General features: G+C 61.6%; 13 protein-coding genes. 5 read left to right on the top strand and 8 right to left on the bottom strand.

Annotated features, from left to right (window positions below):
- The first annotated feature begins 35 nt into the window (after nt 1-35).
- Nucleotides 36-494, top strand: coding sequence for a tryptophan-rich sensory protein TspO (gene tspO / locus M3N55_RS00515; RefSeq protein WP_249055364.1), 459 nt, complete (start codon nt 36-38; stop codon nt 492-494).
- A 100-nt stretch (nt 495-594) separates the two neighbouring features.
- Here tspO and idi read toward each other — a convergent pair whose 3' ends face one another.
- The 8 genes from idi to M3N55_RS00475 all read right to left on the bottom strand — a co-directional run bounded on the left by idi (nt 595) and on the right by M3N55_RS00475 (nt 9,303).
- A complete protein-coding gene (gene idi, locus M3N55_RS00510) occupies nt 595-1,152 on the bottom strand; it encodes an isopentenyl-diphosphate delta-isomerase (RefSeq protein ID WP_249055362.1) in 558 nt (185 codons plus the stop codon).
- Nucleotides 1,149-2,330, bottom strand: a complete 1,182-nt coding sequence (locus tag M3N55_RS00505) for a geranylgeranyl diphosphate reductase (RefSeq protein ID WP_249055360.1) — start codon at nt 2,328-2,330, stop codon at nt 1,149-1,151. Before M3N55_RS00505 ends, idi begins: the two co-directional genes overlap by 4 nt.
- 3 nt (nt 2,331-2,333) lie before the next feature.
- On the bottom strand, nt 2,334-3,605 hold the full coding sequence (locus M3N55_RS00500; protein WP_249055358.1) for a BCD family MFS transporter: 1,272 nt from the start codon (nt 3,603-3,605) through the stop codon (nt 2,334-2,336).
- A complete protein-coding gene (gene chlG / locus M3N55_RS00495; RefSeq protein WP_249055356.1) occupies nt 3,602-4,498 on the bottom strand; it encodes a chlorophyll synthase ChlG in 897 nt (298 codons plus the stop codon). Before chlG ends, M3N55_RS00500 begins: the two co-directional genes overlap by 4 nt.
- Nucleotides 4,499-4,581: 83 nt before the next feature.
- Entirely contained in the window at nt 4,582-5,175 is a 594-nt protein-coding gene (gene bchJ / locus M3N55_RS00490; RefSeq protein ID WP_249055354.1) for a bacteriochlorophyll 4-vinyl reductase, read from the bottom strand.
- 6 nt (nt 5,176-5,181) lie between these two features.
- A complete protein-coding gene (gene bchE / locus M3N55_RS00485; RefSeq protein WP_249055352.1) occupies nt 5,182-6,873 on the bottom strand; it encodes a magnesium-protoporphyrin IX monomethyl ester anaerobic oxidative cyclase in 1,692 nt (563 codons plus the stop codon).
- A gap of 108 nt (nt 6,874-6,981) precedes the next feature.
- Nucleotides 6,982-8,409 (bottom strand): transcriptional regulator PpsR, encoded by a 1,428-nt coding sequence (gene ppsR / locus M3N55_RS00480; RefSeq protein ID WP_249055350.1) that lies wholly within the window; start codon nt 8,407-8,409, stop codon nt 6,982-6,984.
- A 57-nt stretch (nt 8,410-8,466) separates the two neighbouring features.
- Nucleotides 8,467-9,303, bottom strand: coding sequence for a cobalamin B12-binding domain-containing protein (locus M3N55_RS00475; protein ID WP_249055348.1), 837 nt, complete (start codon nt 9,301-9,303; stop codon nt 8,467-8,469).
- A gap of 267 nt (nt 9,304-9,570) precedes the next feature.
- Between M3N55_RS00475 and bchF the strand changes: the two genes are divergently transcribed.
- The 4 genes from bchF to M3N55_RS00455 all read left to right on the top strand — a co-directional run bounded on the left by bchF (nt 9,571) and on the right by M3N55_RS00455 (nt 16,525).
- Nucleotides 9,571-10,053 carry a 2-vinyl bacteriochlorophyllide hydratase gene (gene bchF, locus M3N55_RS00470; protein WP_249055346.1) on the top strand — a complete coding sequence of 161 codons (483 nt, stop codon included), beginning with the start codon at nt 9,571-9,573 and terminating at the stop codon, nt 10,051-10,053.
- Complete coding sequence (locus M3N55_RS00465) at nt 10,050-11,342, top strand: ferredoxin:protochlorophyllide reductase (ATP-dependent) subunit N (RefSeq protein WP_249055344.1); 1,293 nt, start codon at nt 10,050-10,052, stop codon at nt 11,340-11,342. The genes bchF and M3N55_RS00465 overlap by 4 nt, the downstream gene beginning before the upstream one ends.
- 61 nt (nt 11,343-11,403) lie before the next feature.
- On the top strand, nt 11,404-12,981 hold the full coding sequence (gene bchB, locus M3N55_RS00460) for a ferredoxin:protochlorophyllide reductase (ATP-dependent) subunit B (protein ID WP_249055343.1): 1,578 nt from the start codon (nt 11,404-11,406) through the stop codon (nt 12,979-12,981).
- Nucleotides 12,971-16,525 (top strand): magnesium chelatase subunit H, encoded by a 3,555-nt coding sequence (locus tag M3N55_RS00455; RefSeq protein ID WP_249055341.1) that lies wholly within the window; start codon nt 12,971-12,973, stop codon nt 16,523-16,525. Before bchB ends, M3N55_RS00455 begins: the two co-directional genes overlap by 11 nt.
- Nucleotides 16,526-16,562 lie beyond the last annotated feature (37 nt).

Genomic DNA, 16,562 nt, shown 5'->3' with positions numbered 1-16,562 from the left:
TAGGTCAAGACCACTTGATCAGAAAAGGTGCGCGTATGGACTGGATGCTGTTTTTGACCTTCCTCGCCGCCTGCGGCGCGGCCGGAGCGACCGGGGCCATGTTCGAGCCGGGCACATGGTATGACAATCTGGACAAACCCGTCTGGACGCCGCCGGGCTTCATGTTCCCGCTGGTCTGGATCACGCTCTATATCGCCATGTCCTATGCTGCGATGCGTGTGGCACTGATCGACGGCTCGCAGCAGGCGCTTGCCTTCTGGGCCATGCAGATCGCCTTTAACACGCTCTGGTCGCCGGTGTTTTTCGGGCTGCGTCGCATGCGCGCGGCAATGGTCATCCTGTGCTGTCTTTGGGTGTCCGTCGCGCTCACAGTGGTCAGCTTTTACCTGCTCGATCCGCTGGCCGGCGCGCTGATCGCACCCTATCTGCTCTGGGTCACGATTGCCGGGGCGCTGAATTTCTCAGTCTGGAAGCGCAATCCACAATTCGCCTAGCGCGCTAAAGCATATCGCGCAAAACGGGTTCCCGGTTTCGCGCGATATGCATTACATAAGGTTCGAGTGGTCGCGTGAATGCCAGTGAAAGCGACACGCGCTAGTGATTGAGCGATGCTTCGGCCAGCGCGCTCGCGCGCTCGGCCCCGAAAATCTGCGCCGCGTGGTCGCGCAGGTAGATCCGCAGCCACGGCGTGAAGCGTTCCGGGAAGCGTTCGATCACCGCGTTCAGGGATGACAGGTTGATCCAGTCGGTATCGGACACTTCATTGGGGTCCGGCGAGATGCTCAGCTCGCGCATCGCACGTGCCGTGTAGACCTGCACCAACTCATGCTCGATCATATCGCCGCCGACATCTGCGCGATATTCGATCTCTGCCACATGGCGCAGATGCAACCCTGTAATGCCCATTTCTTCGTTCAGCCGCCGGTTGGCGCAATCGAGATCGGATTCGCCCCAATGCGGATGCGTGCAGCAGGTATTCGTCCACAAGCCCGGTGTATGATATTTATGATCGGCCCGGCGTTGCAGCAACACGCGGTCGCCCTCCGTCACAAAAACCGAGATCGCCTTGTGCTTCAGCCCGCGCCTATGCACGTCCAGCTTGTCCAGCGCGCGCAATTCGCCGTCTTCCCATGCGGGGATCAGACAGCTCATGTGAAATTCGGGCGCACAAGCCCGCTTAGATGCAACAGGTTCTTCACACCAATGCGCAGATGCGCCATGGGGCGTGCGGCGACCAGTTTCTTGTTCATATACGCCTCGAATGTCAGGCGCTGCACGTCGATATCGTGGCATAGGCTCACGAACCGCTCGCGCCGGTCATCGGATTTGTAATAGGCATCCTGCATCGAGCGCAACACCTTGAACACGGTTTTATGCTCGCGCATGAACAGCTTGCGCGCCAGTGCCAGATCCTTGGGCTTGCCAGAGGCCAGAGCCGCTTGCGCCGCCGTGGCCGCCACTCGGCCCCCGACCATCGCGTAATAAATCCCCTCGCCAGAGCTTGGAGCGACCACGCCCGCCGCGTCGCCAGCCAGCACCACGTCGCGGCCATTGTCCCAACGGTCCATCGGGTGCAGCGGAATGGGCGCGCCTTCGCGGCGGATCGTCTCGCATCCGCTCAGGCCAGACATTGCGCGCAGATCGGCGGTGGCGGCTTTCAGGTCGGCCTCTGGCTTTTCCGTGCCCATGCCAACCGAACAGCTTTTGCCATGCGGAAACACCCAACCGTAAAAGTCGGGCGAGATGCGACCATCATAGATCACATCACAGCGGTCGGGGTTGTATTGGTCATTCGCAGGCGGCGCCTTGATGATCTCATGATAGGCAATCACATAGGGAATTTTATCGCCGCCCGGCACTTCGGCGCGGGCCACGTTCGAGCGCGCGCCATCGGCCCCGATCACCAGCTTGGCCGGGCTGCGCCGTTCGTCTTTCGACGCCTTGTCCCGCCAAACGACATGGGTGCCGTCCGCGTCCCGCTCGATGCGCAGGAAAGTGCCGGTCAGACGCTCGGCCCCGTGCGCGGCGGCGCGTTCGCGCAGGAATTCGTCGAAATGCTCGCGGTCAACCATGCCGACAAAGCCGTTCTCAATCGGAATATCCACCGCGCGCCCGGTAGGCGAAATCATCCGCGCCGTGGTGATCTGCGCGACCACTTGGGACATGGGAATGTCGAAATCGGCAATCGCGCGCGGCGGGATCGCCCCACCACATGGCTTGATGCGCCCAGCCCGGTCCAACAGGGCCACCTTGTGGCCAGCGCGCGCAAGATCATCGGCTGCCGTTGCGCCCGAAGGGCCACCGCCCACGATAAAGACATCATATGTCATGGTTTATTCCCCCGGAACCAGCAGCGCCGTGGCGCGCGGTGTCATGATACGTGCGGCCAGATAGGCGGACGCGATGAAAAGAGTGGCCTGGAACAAAAACACCGCACCAAACGCATCGGCCACGGGCATCAGGCTGCGCGCAACATCGACAAGCGCCGCCCCCGTCAGCCCGCCAAAGCCCGCCGCGATAGCTTGCGACGCGCCCCACAGCCCCACGCGCGCACCTTCGCGCTTGTCCGCGCCCTCGCCTGCAAGCTGCATCATCGACCCGATGGCCGCGACCGCGAACATGCCGTTGAAGAAGCCAAGCGCCACAACCAGCGGCACCAAGGGCAGCGCCCAAAAACTGGCCCCGGCAATGGCGATCAGCATCAGCGCCGACCCGGTGCAACCTGCCATGACCCAAACACGCAGACTGCCCAAGCGAAAGCCCGTTGCCGCCACGCCGACCAGCACCATGCCTAAGAACACGCCGCCATTCTGCGCGCCCGACATGGAGGTGGATTGACCGGGCGTGAAGCCAAAAACCAGCCCTGCATAGGGCTCCAGGATCAGTTCCTGCATGAAATAGGCGGTCATGGACAGGAACACGAAAAAGGTGAAATGCCGCGCGCGGGTATCGGCCCAGATGTCGCGGATGCCATCGCGAAAGCTTTGTGCGGGCGGGGCTGGGCGTGCGATGACGCGCCGCTCTATGCCCCAGACCGCCAGAATGGTCAGCGCGACCGCGCCAGCACAAATGACAGCCACGACCGCCAACAGACGCGCGTGGCTGTAGGGGTCCAGAAATTTACCCGCCGTGATCGCCGTCAGCGCAATGCCCGCGATCATCATCAGCCATGTGATGGTGGCTGCGGCCGGACGACGGTGTTCGGCGGTCGCGGTGGCCAACAACGCCAAAAGCGACGTGCCGGATGCGCCGACGCCAAGCCCGATGACGGCATAGGCCACGACCGATACGGCCAGACCCAGCGCCAAGTTGCTTTCCAAAAGCGGAATGGCCAGCGTGGCACCCACGCCACCCAGCGCCAGCACCACCATGCCCGCGATGATCCAGCGTGTGCGGTTGCCGCCCTGATCGGCCAAATGGCCCCATTGCGGGCGGGTGATCTGCACGCCGTAATGCAGGGCAACCAGCGCACCGGGCAGAACCACGGGCAGCGCCAGTTCCACCACCATCAGGCGGTTGAGGGTCGAGGTCATCAGAACGACAATCGCGCCAAGCGCGGCCTGCACCAGCCCAAGGCGGAAAATTTGCAGCCAAGACAATGTCATGCGGGCAGTCCTTGAAGTGCGAAAGCGGCCACCATCATGCCCAGAACATAGGGGCCAACGCCGGTGCCGTTAAACCATGGGGCCAGTTTTGCCGGGTCGGTGCGCCAGCGGCCCAACGCCCAGATTTGCACGCCAACGCCAAGCGCAATCACGGCGGCATGGATGGGTTTGCCCCAAATCACCAGCAGACAAACCACGACCAGTTGCGCCAGCACCATGACAGTGCCCGCGACGGTCGCCGCATTGACCGGGCCAAGCGTAACCGGAAGCGAACGCAGGCCCATCTGGCGGTCGCCCTCGATGGCTTTGAAATCATTGATCGTCATGATGCCATGCGCGCCAAGGCCGTAAAGGACGGCCACCGCGACAATCTCGAACCTTGGTGCTCCTGCGGCGATGACGGCAGCGCCGGTGAACCATGGCAACGCCTCATAGCTGAGGCCCACAAGCCCCGGCCCCCACCAGCCCGAGCGTTTGGCGCGGATCGGTTCCACCGAATAGGCCCAAGCGGCCAGCACGCCAATAACGGTTGCGCCAAAGCCCCAAGGGCCAAGCAACCAGCCGACGCCCAGCGAGAGCACGCTCATCGCCAGCGCAATATAGAGGCCCCAGCGCCCCGGAATACGGCCCGACGGGATCGGGCGGTTGGGTTCGTTGATGGCATCCACATGCCGGTCGCACCAGTCATTGGCGGCCTGCGACATGCCGCAGACAATGGGACCGGCCAGCAGAACGCCCAAGACGACAAGCGCCCAGCTTTCAGGCCAGACACCCACGGAGATGATGCCGCACAAATACGCCCACATGGGCGGGAACCATGTGATGGGCTTTATCAGCTCCAACATGGCGGCGGGATGCGGCAGGCGCGCTGGTATACTATCGCTTACAGTCATGGTGTAAATCTTGCCTGTCAACCTTGAGTCGCGCAAGTGTAAAGTTGAATTGACACACCGAAAGTCCGCTCAGAGGCCCCGCATCAGGTGCGGGGCGCGATGCGAAAGATGCAGGCGGGTGCGCCCATGGCGGTGCAATGCTCTTCCACGACATGGACATCAGGCCAGACCAATGCGTCGAACAGGCGTTCGAACACGGCGGCGTGCCAATGGCAGATGGGCGCTTCGGCGGCATGCTGCGCCAAAGGGTTGTCGCGGATTTCCACGCGCAAAGGGCCATAGCCCAGCACCCGAAACGCGCCGGACCCGGCAAAGGTCCAAGCGTGCTTGGTGATGGCCAGTGCCAGAAGTCGCGCACCCAAGGGCGCAGGCAGGACCCGAATTAACCATTTCGCAAGCCGCGGGATGCGGTGCGCCAGAATGTAATCCCCCGTTGCCAACCCCGCCGCGCGCTGAATATCCGGCGCGCGGTCGGGCAGGAACAGGCGCACGGCGTGATGCAGACGCGCGACCTCGTCCTCGGGTAACATACCGGCATCTGGCGGGGGCTCTGCCACGCCCGCGCGGTGCAAAAGCGCGCTACGCAGGCGTTCACCGATGGCATCATCCAGCACCGGCAAATGTTGCAGGATCGCGTTTGGCCCGATCCGTGCCCTGTCTTGAGTTAGGGCAGCCATGGCCACTCACTCCGCCGGTTCTGTGCGGGTCGCGCTCGCGCCGTTGGGCATTTTGAAACTTCGCGCTTCATCCATTTGCTGACTGCCGCCACCGCAGGCCTTCGCCGCGTTGCGTTCCACCGCCCGCGCCTTGCCTTGGGCGCGCAACGCGTCGCGGCGTTCCTGCGCCTTGCGCTTCTTGTCGGCGTGGTCTTCCCAATCGGCCATTTGCGCATCGGCAATGGTGCGGGTCATGTCGAAGCCGAAGGTCACGTCATCGCGCGATTTCATGCTGAAATAATCGGTCTTGCCCAGATCGTAGAACTGCCGCTGAACCCCGGCCTTCAGGAACGCTTTCAGACAGCCCAGCAAATACTTGCGCCGGTAGCCGGTGCCGCGCCACGGGTAATGGAACAGCGCCTTTTTCATGTAGAAACGGCGATAGTTCTTTAGCACACCTTCCAAGAGCGCCCCGCGTGTCATGGCGGCAGGCTTCATGATGGGGGTCACGAAGTTATACTTGGAATAGTCGAACACCTCGACCTGATCGCGCAATTCTTGAAACAACGGCGTGAAGGGCCACGGCGTATACATCGCCCAGTTGGCCAGATCCGGCTGCCAGTCCCACGCCATCTGATAGGTTTCTTCCAGCGTTTCGGGGGTCTCGTTGTCCAAGCCCACGATGAATTGCGCCTCGACGAAAATATCGGCCTCGCGCAACAGGCGGATGGCTTCCTTGTTCTCGGCAACCGTGGTTTCCTTGTTGAACACATCCAGCTTCATCTGCGCGGCAGCTTCTGTGCCAAGCGACACATGTACCAGCCCGGCCTTGCGGTAAAAGCCCAGCAAATCCTTGTCGCGCATGATGTCGGTCACACGGGTATTGATGCCCCATTGAATGCGCTCCGGCAGGCCGCGGGCGATCAACTCTTCGCAGAACTCAATGAATTTCTTCTTGTTGATCGACGGTTCCTCATCGGCCAGAATGAAGAAGCCGACGCCGTGGTTATTGACCAGATCTTCGATCTCATCGACGACCTTTTTGGGGTCGCGCACGCGGTAATCGCGCCAGAATTTCCACTGGCTACAGAAGGAACAGGTGAACGGACAGCCCCGCGCCATGTTGGGGATGGCCACTTTGCGGTTCAGCGGGATGTAGATGTATTTGTCCCACTCAAGAATGGACCAATCGGGTTTGATCCCGTCCAGATCCTTGACCGTGGGGGCGGCTTCGGTCGCGGTGATCTCGCCTTCATTTGCAAAGGCCAAGCCCTTGATCTTGTGGCGATCTGCGGGCCAGCGCCCCTCTGCCATCGCGTTCATCAGGTTGACGATGATCTCTTCGCCCTCGCCGCGCACGATCACATCAATCCACGGTGCTTCGGACAGCACTTGACGGAACATGAAAGTTGCATGGATACCGCCCAGAACGGTGTGGGCGTCCGGGCAGACATCTTTGGCAATGCGCAGGCATTCCTCGGCTTCATAGATCGACGGGGTGATTGCGGTGGCGCCGACCACATCGGGCTGCAATTCCGCCAGTTTTGCGCGCAACTCATCGGGGCCGACATGGTTGGTCATCGCGTCGATGAAATGGATGTCGTCAAAGCCATTGTTTTTCAACGCCCCGGTCAGATAGGCAACCCATGCTGGCGGCCAGTTCCCGGCAATCTCGGCGCCGCCGGAATGATAGTTCGGGTGAATGAAAACGATCCGCATGTGGCGACTCCCCTGTGTGTAAGTAGAAGTTTACACATGGAGTGACAATATTAATTGACACAGATCAACTCTGACGCAGTTTTACAAAAAAGACCGCGAAACCCCGCGTCAATCCTCGTCGCGCGACAGCATGTCGTATTTGCGCAGCTTCACATAGAGCGACTGGCGCGACAGGCCCAGCATCTCTGCGGCGGCAACGCGATTGTTGCGCGTCAGCTCGATTGCGGTTTCGATGCAGATCTTTTCAATGACATTGGTGGTTTCGGCCACGATGTCTTTCAAAGTGCTTGATCCGACCAGTTCCATCACACCGCGCATATCTGCATCTTGCGCGCCCGCTTCATTGCGCCGCGCCACGGCGCTAGAGGCATTCCGGATCACCAGCGCCAGAACCGGCGACAGGCGGTCATCCAGCCATGTCGCAGAAATTTCGGCGGCAACAGTCGCGTCGAAATCGGTTTTCAGCTTGGTGGAATACATGCGCAACTGGCCCGCGCGCTGCGCGTTTTCCAACAGCACCTTCAGGTCTACCACGCCGCGCGCCAGGAAGTCGGCAACGGACCGCCCCTGCACCGCCGATGGGTTGGACACATCTGTCAGGTTCAGGAAAGTTTCGTTCGCAGACAGAATATTCCCATCGCGGTCGGTAAAGACCATCGCATCGGGACCACGATAGAACAACTGGCGCAGATTCGCGACCAGCTTGCCATCTGCGACCGATCCCAGTTCCGGATCGCTCAGCCGCACAAAGACCAGTTGCTCCCCGGCCGCGCGGAACAGTTTGGACGACAACAGCAACTGCCGTTGCGAAACCTTCAGCTCCACCTCTATCGGGCCGGGCGTGTCCATTGCCAATGGCGAGGTCAGCGCCGACATCAACTCGCCGCGTCGACGCCCGTTGAACCGTTCGGCAAATGGCGTATCAAGCAGTTCGGCCCGCGATGTGCCGAACAACGACGCTGCATTATGGTTCAGGTCAACGATTGCACCAGTCGTGGCAGACACAAGCGCCACAGCGTCCGACGTGAAATCCATCAACAGCCGGTAGCGCGTATCAAGCTCGCGTTGAGATTCGTAATCCTGCTCCAGTGCGATCTGCGCATTCATGAGCTGCTGCTGCATCTCCATGACCGGGCGTTGATCCTGCCCCAGAAGCAAGACCTCATCGCTTTGGCTGACCCAATGCATGGCGTAGCGCACCGGAACCCCGCCGCTGCCAACGCCCTTGTGCACAAGTTCAACCCAGCGGAACGGCGATGCCTCTCCAGATTGGGCACGAGCGGACAGATCCTCGCAGCGCGCCCGGAATCTGTCGGCGGAATCGCCGTCCAGCGACGCGGCGAATGCCTGGCCGATCCATGACTTCACCACACCGGCAAAACCAGAGTCCGGCTTTGCCACGGCGGCACGCACCCGACCATCCTGCCCGATAACAAGCGACACATCGGACAGCGTTGCCACCACAGATGTAACGACAGGGTCCCTTAGAATGGGGACCGCGCCGTCCGACTGAAAATTGGCACCATCATTCGACACGTGCGACTTGCTCCCATACTGGGTCTACCCAAGGCAAACCGTAGTTTGACGTCCTGACTACTCTGCAGCCTGCGCCTTATTGCTAAAGCCACATACTGCAAGTGCCTTGGTCACATCAGAAGTCGCCATGTCGGCACCGACATGGTTGGCCAAGGCCTTGAGATCCATGTCATCCTGCAATTCTTTCAATATGCCGCCACCCAAAACAACCGGTAGATCGCCGAGCGGCAACCGACGAATTTTCTTCACCAATTCAACGCAAGACGCAAGGCAAGAACGGTTTGAGGCAGAGACAAAAACGGCATCGAAGCGATTGTTCAGCAGTTTCTGCTCCAGCAGTGACGAGTTGGGGACAAGACAGACACAAACAGATACACCGATCCGGCGCATCTGATTGGCCGCGACCATCGCCCCGAGCGTGTGCTGCTCGCCACCGGGCAAGGCCAACAGAACGCGCGGGCCGCCGGGGCCACCAACGCTATCCGACACCCAGGCTCGCCCAAGTTCGCGCAACAAGGCCTGCAAACGCGACATACGCAGCGTGGCTTGCAGAATATCCAGATCACCCTCGTGCCACTCATTGCCGATCCGGCTAATGGCGGCAGGGAAATATGTATCGATAATTTCTTCGGCAGCGATACCGCGGCGCTTCATCTCATTATACAGAGAGCCCAGCGGTTCGGTATTGCCGTTCAAGGCATGGCGCAGCAGCAAGCTTAGCACATCATCCTGCGGAACACCGGTTTCAATTGGGGTGTTGCGCCGCAGCTCCGAAACGACGCGAAGCGCGAATTGCGTCAGCGCGCCACCAGAGCCGCCATCGTCCCGCCGATCTGTCTGGCCGTGATGATCCACATCGTCCTCACAGTTCGCTCCAGGCGTCGGTTCGATCATCGAAGAGCGCAGAGCATTGTCAACTTCAAGTCTCGCAGTTGACCAAAAGAATGTCAAAAGAAACTTACACCAATTCCAGCAGCATTCCGAAACGATCAGATTATCCCGCTACATGCCTCTAGTAAAAAGGGGTTTTCGGCGCATTTTCGTTCAATATGCCAGATTTTCCAGCACTGTTAGCCCGACATGAGTGATTGTAAGTTTTAATTGACACTTTGCCAGAGAGAGCAGTAACATCACCTCATGGAATCGAGAAGGGAACGGCAGATGGGCGCGGCGACAAGCCACAAACCACTCTACACCGCAGAGCAGCGCGCGCGCCGCGATGCCTCGCGTTGGACCTTGGTGCAAGGCATTCTGGCCCCGGTGCAACTGGTGATCTGCCTTGTCTCTGCCGCGCTGGTCATCCGCTACCTGATGACGGGCGAAGGCTATGGCCTTGCGACCGCATCCGTCGTGCTCAAGACCATCGCGCTTTATACAATCATGGTGACTGGCGCGATCTGGGAAAAAGAAGTGTTCGGCCAATACCTGTTTGCCGAAAGCTTCTTCTGGGAAGATGTCATCAGCTTCGGGGTGATCGCGCTGCACACGATTTATATTGCCGCGCTGTTCGCAGGCTCCATGGGTCCGACCAACCTGATGATCCTCGCGCTGATCGCTTACATCGCCTATTTCGTCAATGCCGGGCAGTTCCTGTGGAAATTGCGCATGGCACGGCTGGGCGGCACGCTGGAGGTGACAGCATGAACGCCCCCCTCGACACAGGCTGCCGCGACACGCCGGTTCTGCGCGAACGCGGCCAACGCGAAGTGTTTTGCGGCCTGACCGGCATTATCTGGCTGCACCGCAAGATGCAGGACGCGTTCTTTCTGGTTGTCGGCTCGCGCACCTGCGCGCATTTGTTGCAATCGGCGGCAGGCGTGATGATCTTTGCCGAACCTCGTTTCGGCACCGCGATTCTGGAAGAAAAAGATCTGGCTGGCATGGCCGATGCCAATGCCGAACTGGACCGCGAAGTCGCGCGCCTGCTGGCCCGCCGTCCCGATATCAAGCAGCTTTTCCTTGTCGGCTCTTGCCCGTCAGAGGTTATCAAGCTGGACCTGTCACGCGCCGCCGAACGGCTGAGCGCGCAGCACGGGCCAAAGGTGCGGGTGCTGAATTATTCGGGCTCTGGGATTGAAACCACCTTCACCGAAGGCGAAGACGCCTGCCTTGCCGCCCTCGTGCCGTCCCTGCCCGAAACGCAAGCGCGCGAACTCTTGCTGGTGGGCGCCCTCCCCGACGTGGTCGAAGATCAGGCGCTCGATCTCTTGGCGCAGATCGGCATCTCGCCCGTCCGCTGCCTGCCCGCCCGCCGCGCTGAAGACATGCCCAGCATCGGCCCGAACACCGTCTACGCGCTGACCCAGCCTTTCGCCGGCGACACTCATGCCGCCCTGCAACGCCGCGGCGCGCGCCGCATCCCGGCCCCCTTCCCCTTCGGCGCAGAGGGCACAACGCTCTGGCTGAAAGCCGTCGCCGCCGAATTCGGAATCGCGCCCGAAAAGGTCGACCAGGTCGTCGCCGCTCCGCGTGCGCGCGCAGAAAAAGCCATCGCCGCCGCCGCGACCACACTGCGCGGCAAGCGTATTTTCTTCATGCCTGACAGCCAGTTGGAACTGCCACTCGCGCGCTTCCTGACCCGCGAATGCGGCATGGAAGCGGTGGAAATCTCTACCCCCTATCTGCATGCCGATCTGCACGGCCCGGAACTCGACCTCATCGCCAAAGGCCCGGTCATCTCCGAAGGGCAGGATGTGGACCTGCAACTCGACCGCGTGCGCGCCACGCGCCCCGACCTGACCGTCTGCGGCCTTGGCCTTGCCAACCCGCTCGAAGCCGAAGGGTTGGCGACCAAATGGGCGATCGAACTCGTCTTCACGCCTGTCCATTTCTATGAGCAGGCCGGTGATCTGGCGTCCCTCTTCGCGCGCCCCCTGCGCCGCCGCGACCTTCTCGCGCGCCAGCATCCCAACCGTCTGGAGGCCGCCGAATGACCGCCTCTTTCATCCTTGCACAAATATCCCTGGGTCTGGGGCAGCGCCCCAGGAATCAGCCATGAAGCTCGCCGTCTGGACATATGAAGGCCCGCCCCATGTGGGTGCAATGCGCGTCGCCACAGGCATGCGCGACATGCATATGGTGTTGCACGCGCCGCAAGGCGACACCTATGCCGACCTTCTCTTCACCATGATTGAGCGGCGCAACCACCGCCCGCCCGTCAGCTACACCACCTTTCAGGCGCGTGATCTGGGCGCCGATACCGCTGGCCTGTTCAAGAATGCCTGCCAAGACGCCTATGACCGGTTCAAACCCGAGGCGATGATCGTGGCGGCATCTTGCACGGCTGAACTTATTCAGGATGATCCCGGCGGTCTGGCCGAAACCATGGGGCTGCCCGTGCCTGCCATTGCGCTGGAATTGCCCAGCTACCAGCGCAAGGAGAATTTCGGCTGCGACGAAGCGTTCTTGCAGATCTGCCGCACGCTCGCCAAACCCATGACCCGCAGCGAGCGTGTGACCTGCAACATCCTTGGGCCGACCGCCTTGGGCTTCCGTCACCGCGACGATCTGGCCGAAATCACCGGCCTGCTGTCCGAAATGGGGATAGAGGTCAACGTGGCCGCCCCCATGGGGGCCAGCCCGTCCGACATCAAACGCATGGGGGCGGCGCATTTCAACGTGCTCCTTTACCCCGAAACCGCCGAATCCGCCGCGCGTTGGCTGGAAAAGGAACATGGGCAACCCTTCACCAAAACAATCCCCATCGGTGCCAACGCCACCCGCGCTTTCATCAATGAGGTCCGCACGCTCGCGGGTAGCGCCCTGCCCGTGGACGAATCGCGGCTGCGCCAGCCGTGGTGGGCCGCCAGCGTGGACAGCACCTATCTGACCGGAAAACGCGTGTTCCTGTTCGGTGACGGCACGCATGTGATGGCGGCCGCGAAAGTGGCCCGCGACGAGATGGGCTTCGAGGTTTGCGGCATGGGCTGCTACAACCGCGAACAGGCCCGGCCCTTGCGCGCCTTGGCGAAGGAATTCGGCCTCGAGGCCTTGATTACCGACGATTACCTCGATGTCGAAACCGCCATCGAGGCCGCAGCGCCAGAGATGATCCTCGGCACCCAGATGGAGCGCCATATCGGCAAGCGTCTGGGCATTCCCTGCGCCGTCATTTCCGCGCCCGTCCATGTGCAGGATTTCCCCGCCCGCTATTCACCCCAGATGGGGTTTGAAGGCGCGAATGTGCTGTTCGACACATGGGTCCATCCGCTGGTCATGGGGCTGGAAGAACACCTGCTGCACATGTTCCGCGACGATTTTGAGTTCCACGACGATGCCGGCCCCTCGCATCATGGCGGACACGCGCCCCGCGCCGAGGTCAGCGCACCCGCCGCCCCTGCGGCAGCGGCGGTCGCGGGCTCGATGCCCGCGGCAGACGCCCCCCCTGAAGCGGTCGCCGCGGCACAAGACAACGTGGTCTGGCTGTCATGCGCAGAGCGCGAGTTGAAAAAAATCCCGTTCTTCGTGCGCGGCAAGGCACGTCGCAACACCGAAAGCTATGCTACCGAAAAAGGTCTGCGCGAAATTTCGGTCGACACCCTCTATGAGGCGAAGGCGCATTATGCTCGATAGTCAGCACATCCAGCCCGAACCGTATCGCTTCGTCGTTGTCACGCTCGACGCGCATGCGGCTGGCCCGGCAGAGCGCATCCTGCCGCGTCTGCAAGCCGATTTTCCGGGGCTGGAAGTGTCGGTCCATGCCGCCGCAGAATGGGCCGAAAACCCCGAAGCGCTGGCGCGGGCGAAAGCCGCGATCAACGCCGCAGATATCGTCTGCGCAAACCTTCTGTTTATCGAAGAACACGTCCTTGCCTGCCTGCCCGAAATGCAGGCCGCGCGCGCGCGTTGCGATGCGTTCGTCGGGGTCATTTCCGACCCGCAGATCGTGAAGCTGACCTGCATGGGCGATCTGGACATGGCCAAGCCCGCCACGGGCATTGCCAAGATCATGAAAAAGCTGCGCGGCGGGGGCGACAAATCCAAGCCTGCCTCTGGTGCGAAGCAGATGAGCATGCTGCGCCGCTTGCCGAAAATTCTGCGGTATGTCCCCGGCAAGGCGCAGGATCTGCGGGCCTGGTTCCTGTCGATGCAATATTGGCTGGGCGGGTCCGACGACAATATTGAATCGATGATGCGTTTCCTGATCGGGCGCTATTCGAACCGGCCCGACTGGGGGCAGGTCACAGCCGCCGCCCCCATCGATTACCCCGAAGTGGGCCTGTATCACCCTGACCTGCCCGAACGCATCACCATCAACCCCGATGCCCTGCCGCGCCCTGCGAACAGTGTCGGCACCGTGGGCGTTCTGCTTATGCGGTCTTATGTTCTGGCCAATGACACCGCGCATTATGACGCCGTGATCCGCGCGCTGGAGGCCAAAGGCCTGACCGTGCGCGCCGCGTTTGCCGGGGGGCTTGATGGCCGCCCCGCGATAGATGCGTATCACAAAGGGCAGGTCGACACGCTTTTGTCGCTGACCGGGTTTAGCCTTGTCGGCGGCCCTGCCTATAATGACAGCCCGGCTGCGGTGGAAACTCTCAGCGCGCTGAACGTGCCCTACATGGTCGCGCATCCGCTGGAGTTTCAGACGCTTGGCCAATGGGGCGGGTCGGGCACGGGCCTTGGCCCGGTCGAGACCACGATGCTGATTGCGCTGCCCGAGATTGACGGCGCGACCAACCCCACCGTATTTGCGGGCCGCCATGGGGCCGAAACCTGCACCGGCTGCCATATGGCGTGCCACGTCACAACCGGATCACGCGAGATGGCACCTTGCCATGAGCGGATCATCTCGCTGGCCGAAAAGACCCTGCGCATGGTGCAATTGCGCCGCAAGGAAAATGCCGCCAAGAAGGTCGGGATCGTTCTGTTCGGCTTTCCGCCCAATGCGGGCGCGGTCGGCACCGCCGCATATCTGAGCGTGTTTGAAAGCCTGTTCAACACCCTGACCCGCATGAAGGCCGAGGGCTATACCCTTGATGTGCCTGAAGATGTCGGCGCCCTGCGCGAGATGGTTCTGAAAGGCAATGCCGCGCAATATGGGCAAGAAGCCAATGTCGCGGCGCATGTCACCGCAGATGAGATGGTCAGGAACTGCCCGCCGCTTTCGGCCATCGAGGCGGTCTGGGGCCCGGCCCCCGGTCGCATCCAGTCCGACGGGCGCGGCGTGTTCATTCTGGGCCACCAGTTCGGCAATGTTTTTGTCGGCGTGCAGCCCACCTTTGGGTATGAGGGCGACCCGATGCGCCTGCTCTTCGAACGCGGCTTTGCGCCGACGCATGCCTTCGCCCAATTCTATCTGTGGCTGCGCAATACCTATGCCGCCGATGTCGTGCTGCATTTCGGCATGCATGGCGCGTTGGAATTCATGCCGGGCAAACAAGCGGGCATGGGCGCGCGCGATTGGCCCGACCGGCTTATCGGCGAGATGCCGAATATCTATCTGTATGCTGCGAATAACCCCTCTGAGGCCTCGCTCGCCAAGCGCCGTTCTGGTGCCGTGACGATCACGCATCTGACGCCGCCGGTGGCGCATGCGGGCCTGTATAAAGGCCTGCAAGAGCTGAAAGACAGCCTGCAACGCTGGCGCCGTGTCGAAGAGGACGACGCAGAGACTCGCGCCGATCTGGAAGCCTTGATCGCGGATCAGGCGAAGGCGCTGGATATGACCGGCGTGCCCGATACGCTGTGGCTGAAACTGCTGGAACTGGAAGATGCGCTGATCCCCGAAGGCCTGCATATTGTGGGCCGCAAGATGGATGCAGCCGCCCGCGCACATCTGCTGGCGCAGGTCGATTGCGACGATGCCACCCGCGCGGCGATGGACTTGGCGCTGCAGGGCGATCACGAGCTGGACGGTATCATGCGCGCGCTGAGCGCCGAGTTTATCACTCCGGTTCCGGGCGGGGATTTGATCCGCGCGCCGCAGATCGTGCCGACGGGGCGCAACATTCATGCGTTCGATCCGTTCCGCATGCCCACCGCCTTCGCGCTGCGCGAAGGCCGCGTGCAGGCGCAAAAACTGCTTGACGCGCACCCAACCTTGCCACGGTCCGTGGCGATGGTGCTGTGGGGGTCGGACAATATCAAATCCGATGGCGGGCCGATTGCGCAGGCGCTGGCGCTGATCGGCGCAACGCCCCGTTTTGACGCATATGGCCGCCTGTCCGGCGCCGACCTGATCCCGCTCTCGGACCTTGGTCGTCCGCGCATTGACGTAGTGATGACCCTCTCGGGTATTTTCCGCGACCTGCTGCCGCTGCAAACCCGCCTTCTGGCCGAAGCCGCGCTGAAAGCGGCACTGGCGGATGAACCCGCATCGCAGAACTTCATCCGCGCGCATGCCATGGCAACCGCGCAGGAATTGAACATCCCGTTGGAAACTGCCGCTTTGCGGGTCTATTCCAATGCCGAGGGCGCTTACGGGTCGAATGTAAACGCATTGGTCGACAGCTCCACCTTCGGGGACGAAGACGAATTGGCCGATGCCTACCAGACCCGCAAAGGGTTTGCTTACGGGGTAAACGGCAAACCCGTCGCACAGCCCGATTTGCTGAAATCCTCGCTGTCGCGCGTGGACATGGCCTATCAGAACCTTGAGTCGGTCGAATTGGGCGTCACCACGGTGGACCATTACTTCGATACGCTGGGCGGCATTGCCCGTGCGGTAAAACGTGCGCGCGGCGGGCAGGATACGCCGGTCTATATTGGCGACCAGACACGCGGCGCGGGGCAAGTGCGCACATTGCGCGACCAGATCGCACTGGAAACGCGGTCACGCGCGCTGAACCCCAAATTCTATGAGGCACTGCTGGAGCACAAGGCAGAGGGCGTGCGCCAGTTGGAAGCGCAGGTCACGAACACGCTTGGCTGGTCGGCCACGACCGGCACGGTAGAGCCATGGGTCTATCAGCGCCTGTCGGAAACTTTTGTGCTGGATGAAGCCATGCGCAAACGGTTGGCAGACCTGAACCCGCAAGCCAGCGCGCGCATGGCGGGCCGTCTGATCGAAGCATCGGAACGCAACTACTGGCAACCCGACGCCGCCACCTTGGCCGCGTTGCAAGATGCCGCAGACGAGATCGAAGACCGCGTGGAAGGGATTGCCGCCGAATGAGCCGCCCCGCCACAATATCGCCAGCTTCGGCCCGTGG

This window comes from Roseinatronobacter domitianus (assembly GCF_023336755.1).
Taxonomy (GTDB): domain Bacteria; phylum Pseudomonadota; class Alphaproteobacteria; order Rhodobacterales; family Rhodobacteraceae; genus Roseinatronobacter; species Roseinatronobacter domitianus.
The sequence above is the reverse complement of the archived record's forward strand: the minus strand, read 5'-3'. Positions and strand labels throughout refer to the sequence as shown.

Coding starts and splice junctions, on each gene's coding strand:
- M3N55_RS00505 (WP_249055360.1), bottom strand. CDS start 2,330: ATGACATATGATGTCTTTATCGTGGGCGGTGGCCCTTCGGGCGCAACG.
- M3N55_RS00455 (WP_249055341.1), top strand. CDS start 12,971: ATGCTCGATAGTCAGCACATCCAGCCCGAACCGTATCGCTTCGTCGTT.
- idi (WP_249055362.1), bottom strand. CDS start 1,152: ATGAGCTGTCTGATCCCCGCATGGGAAGACGGCGAATTGCGCGCGCTG.
- bchF (WP_249055346.1), top strand. CDS start 9,571: ATGGGCGCGGCGACAAGCCACAAACCACTCTACACCGCAGAGCAGCGC.
- bchB (WP_249055343.1), top strand. CDS start 11,404: ATGAAGCTCGCCGTCTGGACATATGAAGGCCCGCCCCATGTGGGTGCA.
- bchE (WP_249055352.1), bottom strand. CDS start 6,873: ATGCGGATCGTTTTCATTCACCCGAACTATCATTCCGGCGGCGCCGAG.
- chlG (WP_249055356.1), bottom strand. CDS start 4,498: ATGACTGTAAGCGATAGTATACCAGCGCGCCTGCCGCATCCCGCCGCC.
- M3N55_RS00465 (WP_249055344.1), top strand. CDS start 10,050: ATGAACGCCCCCCTCGACACAGGCTGCCGCGACACGCCGGTTCTGCGC.
- M3N55_RS00475 (WP_249055348.1), bottom strand. CDS start 9,303: ATGATCGAACCGACGCCTGGAGCGAACTGTGAGGACGATGTGGATCAT.
- M3N55_RS00500 (WP_249055358.1), bottom strand. CDS start 3,605: ATGACATTGTCTTGGCTGCAAATTTTCCGCCTTGGGCTGGTGCAGGCC.
- tspO (WP_249055364.1), top strand. CDS start 36: ATGGACTGGATGCTGTTTTTGACCTTCCTCGCCGCCTGCGGCGCGGCC.
- bchJ (WP_249055354.1), bottom strand. CDS start 5,175: ATGGCTGCCCTAACTCAAGACAGGGCACGGATCGGGCCAAACGCGATC.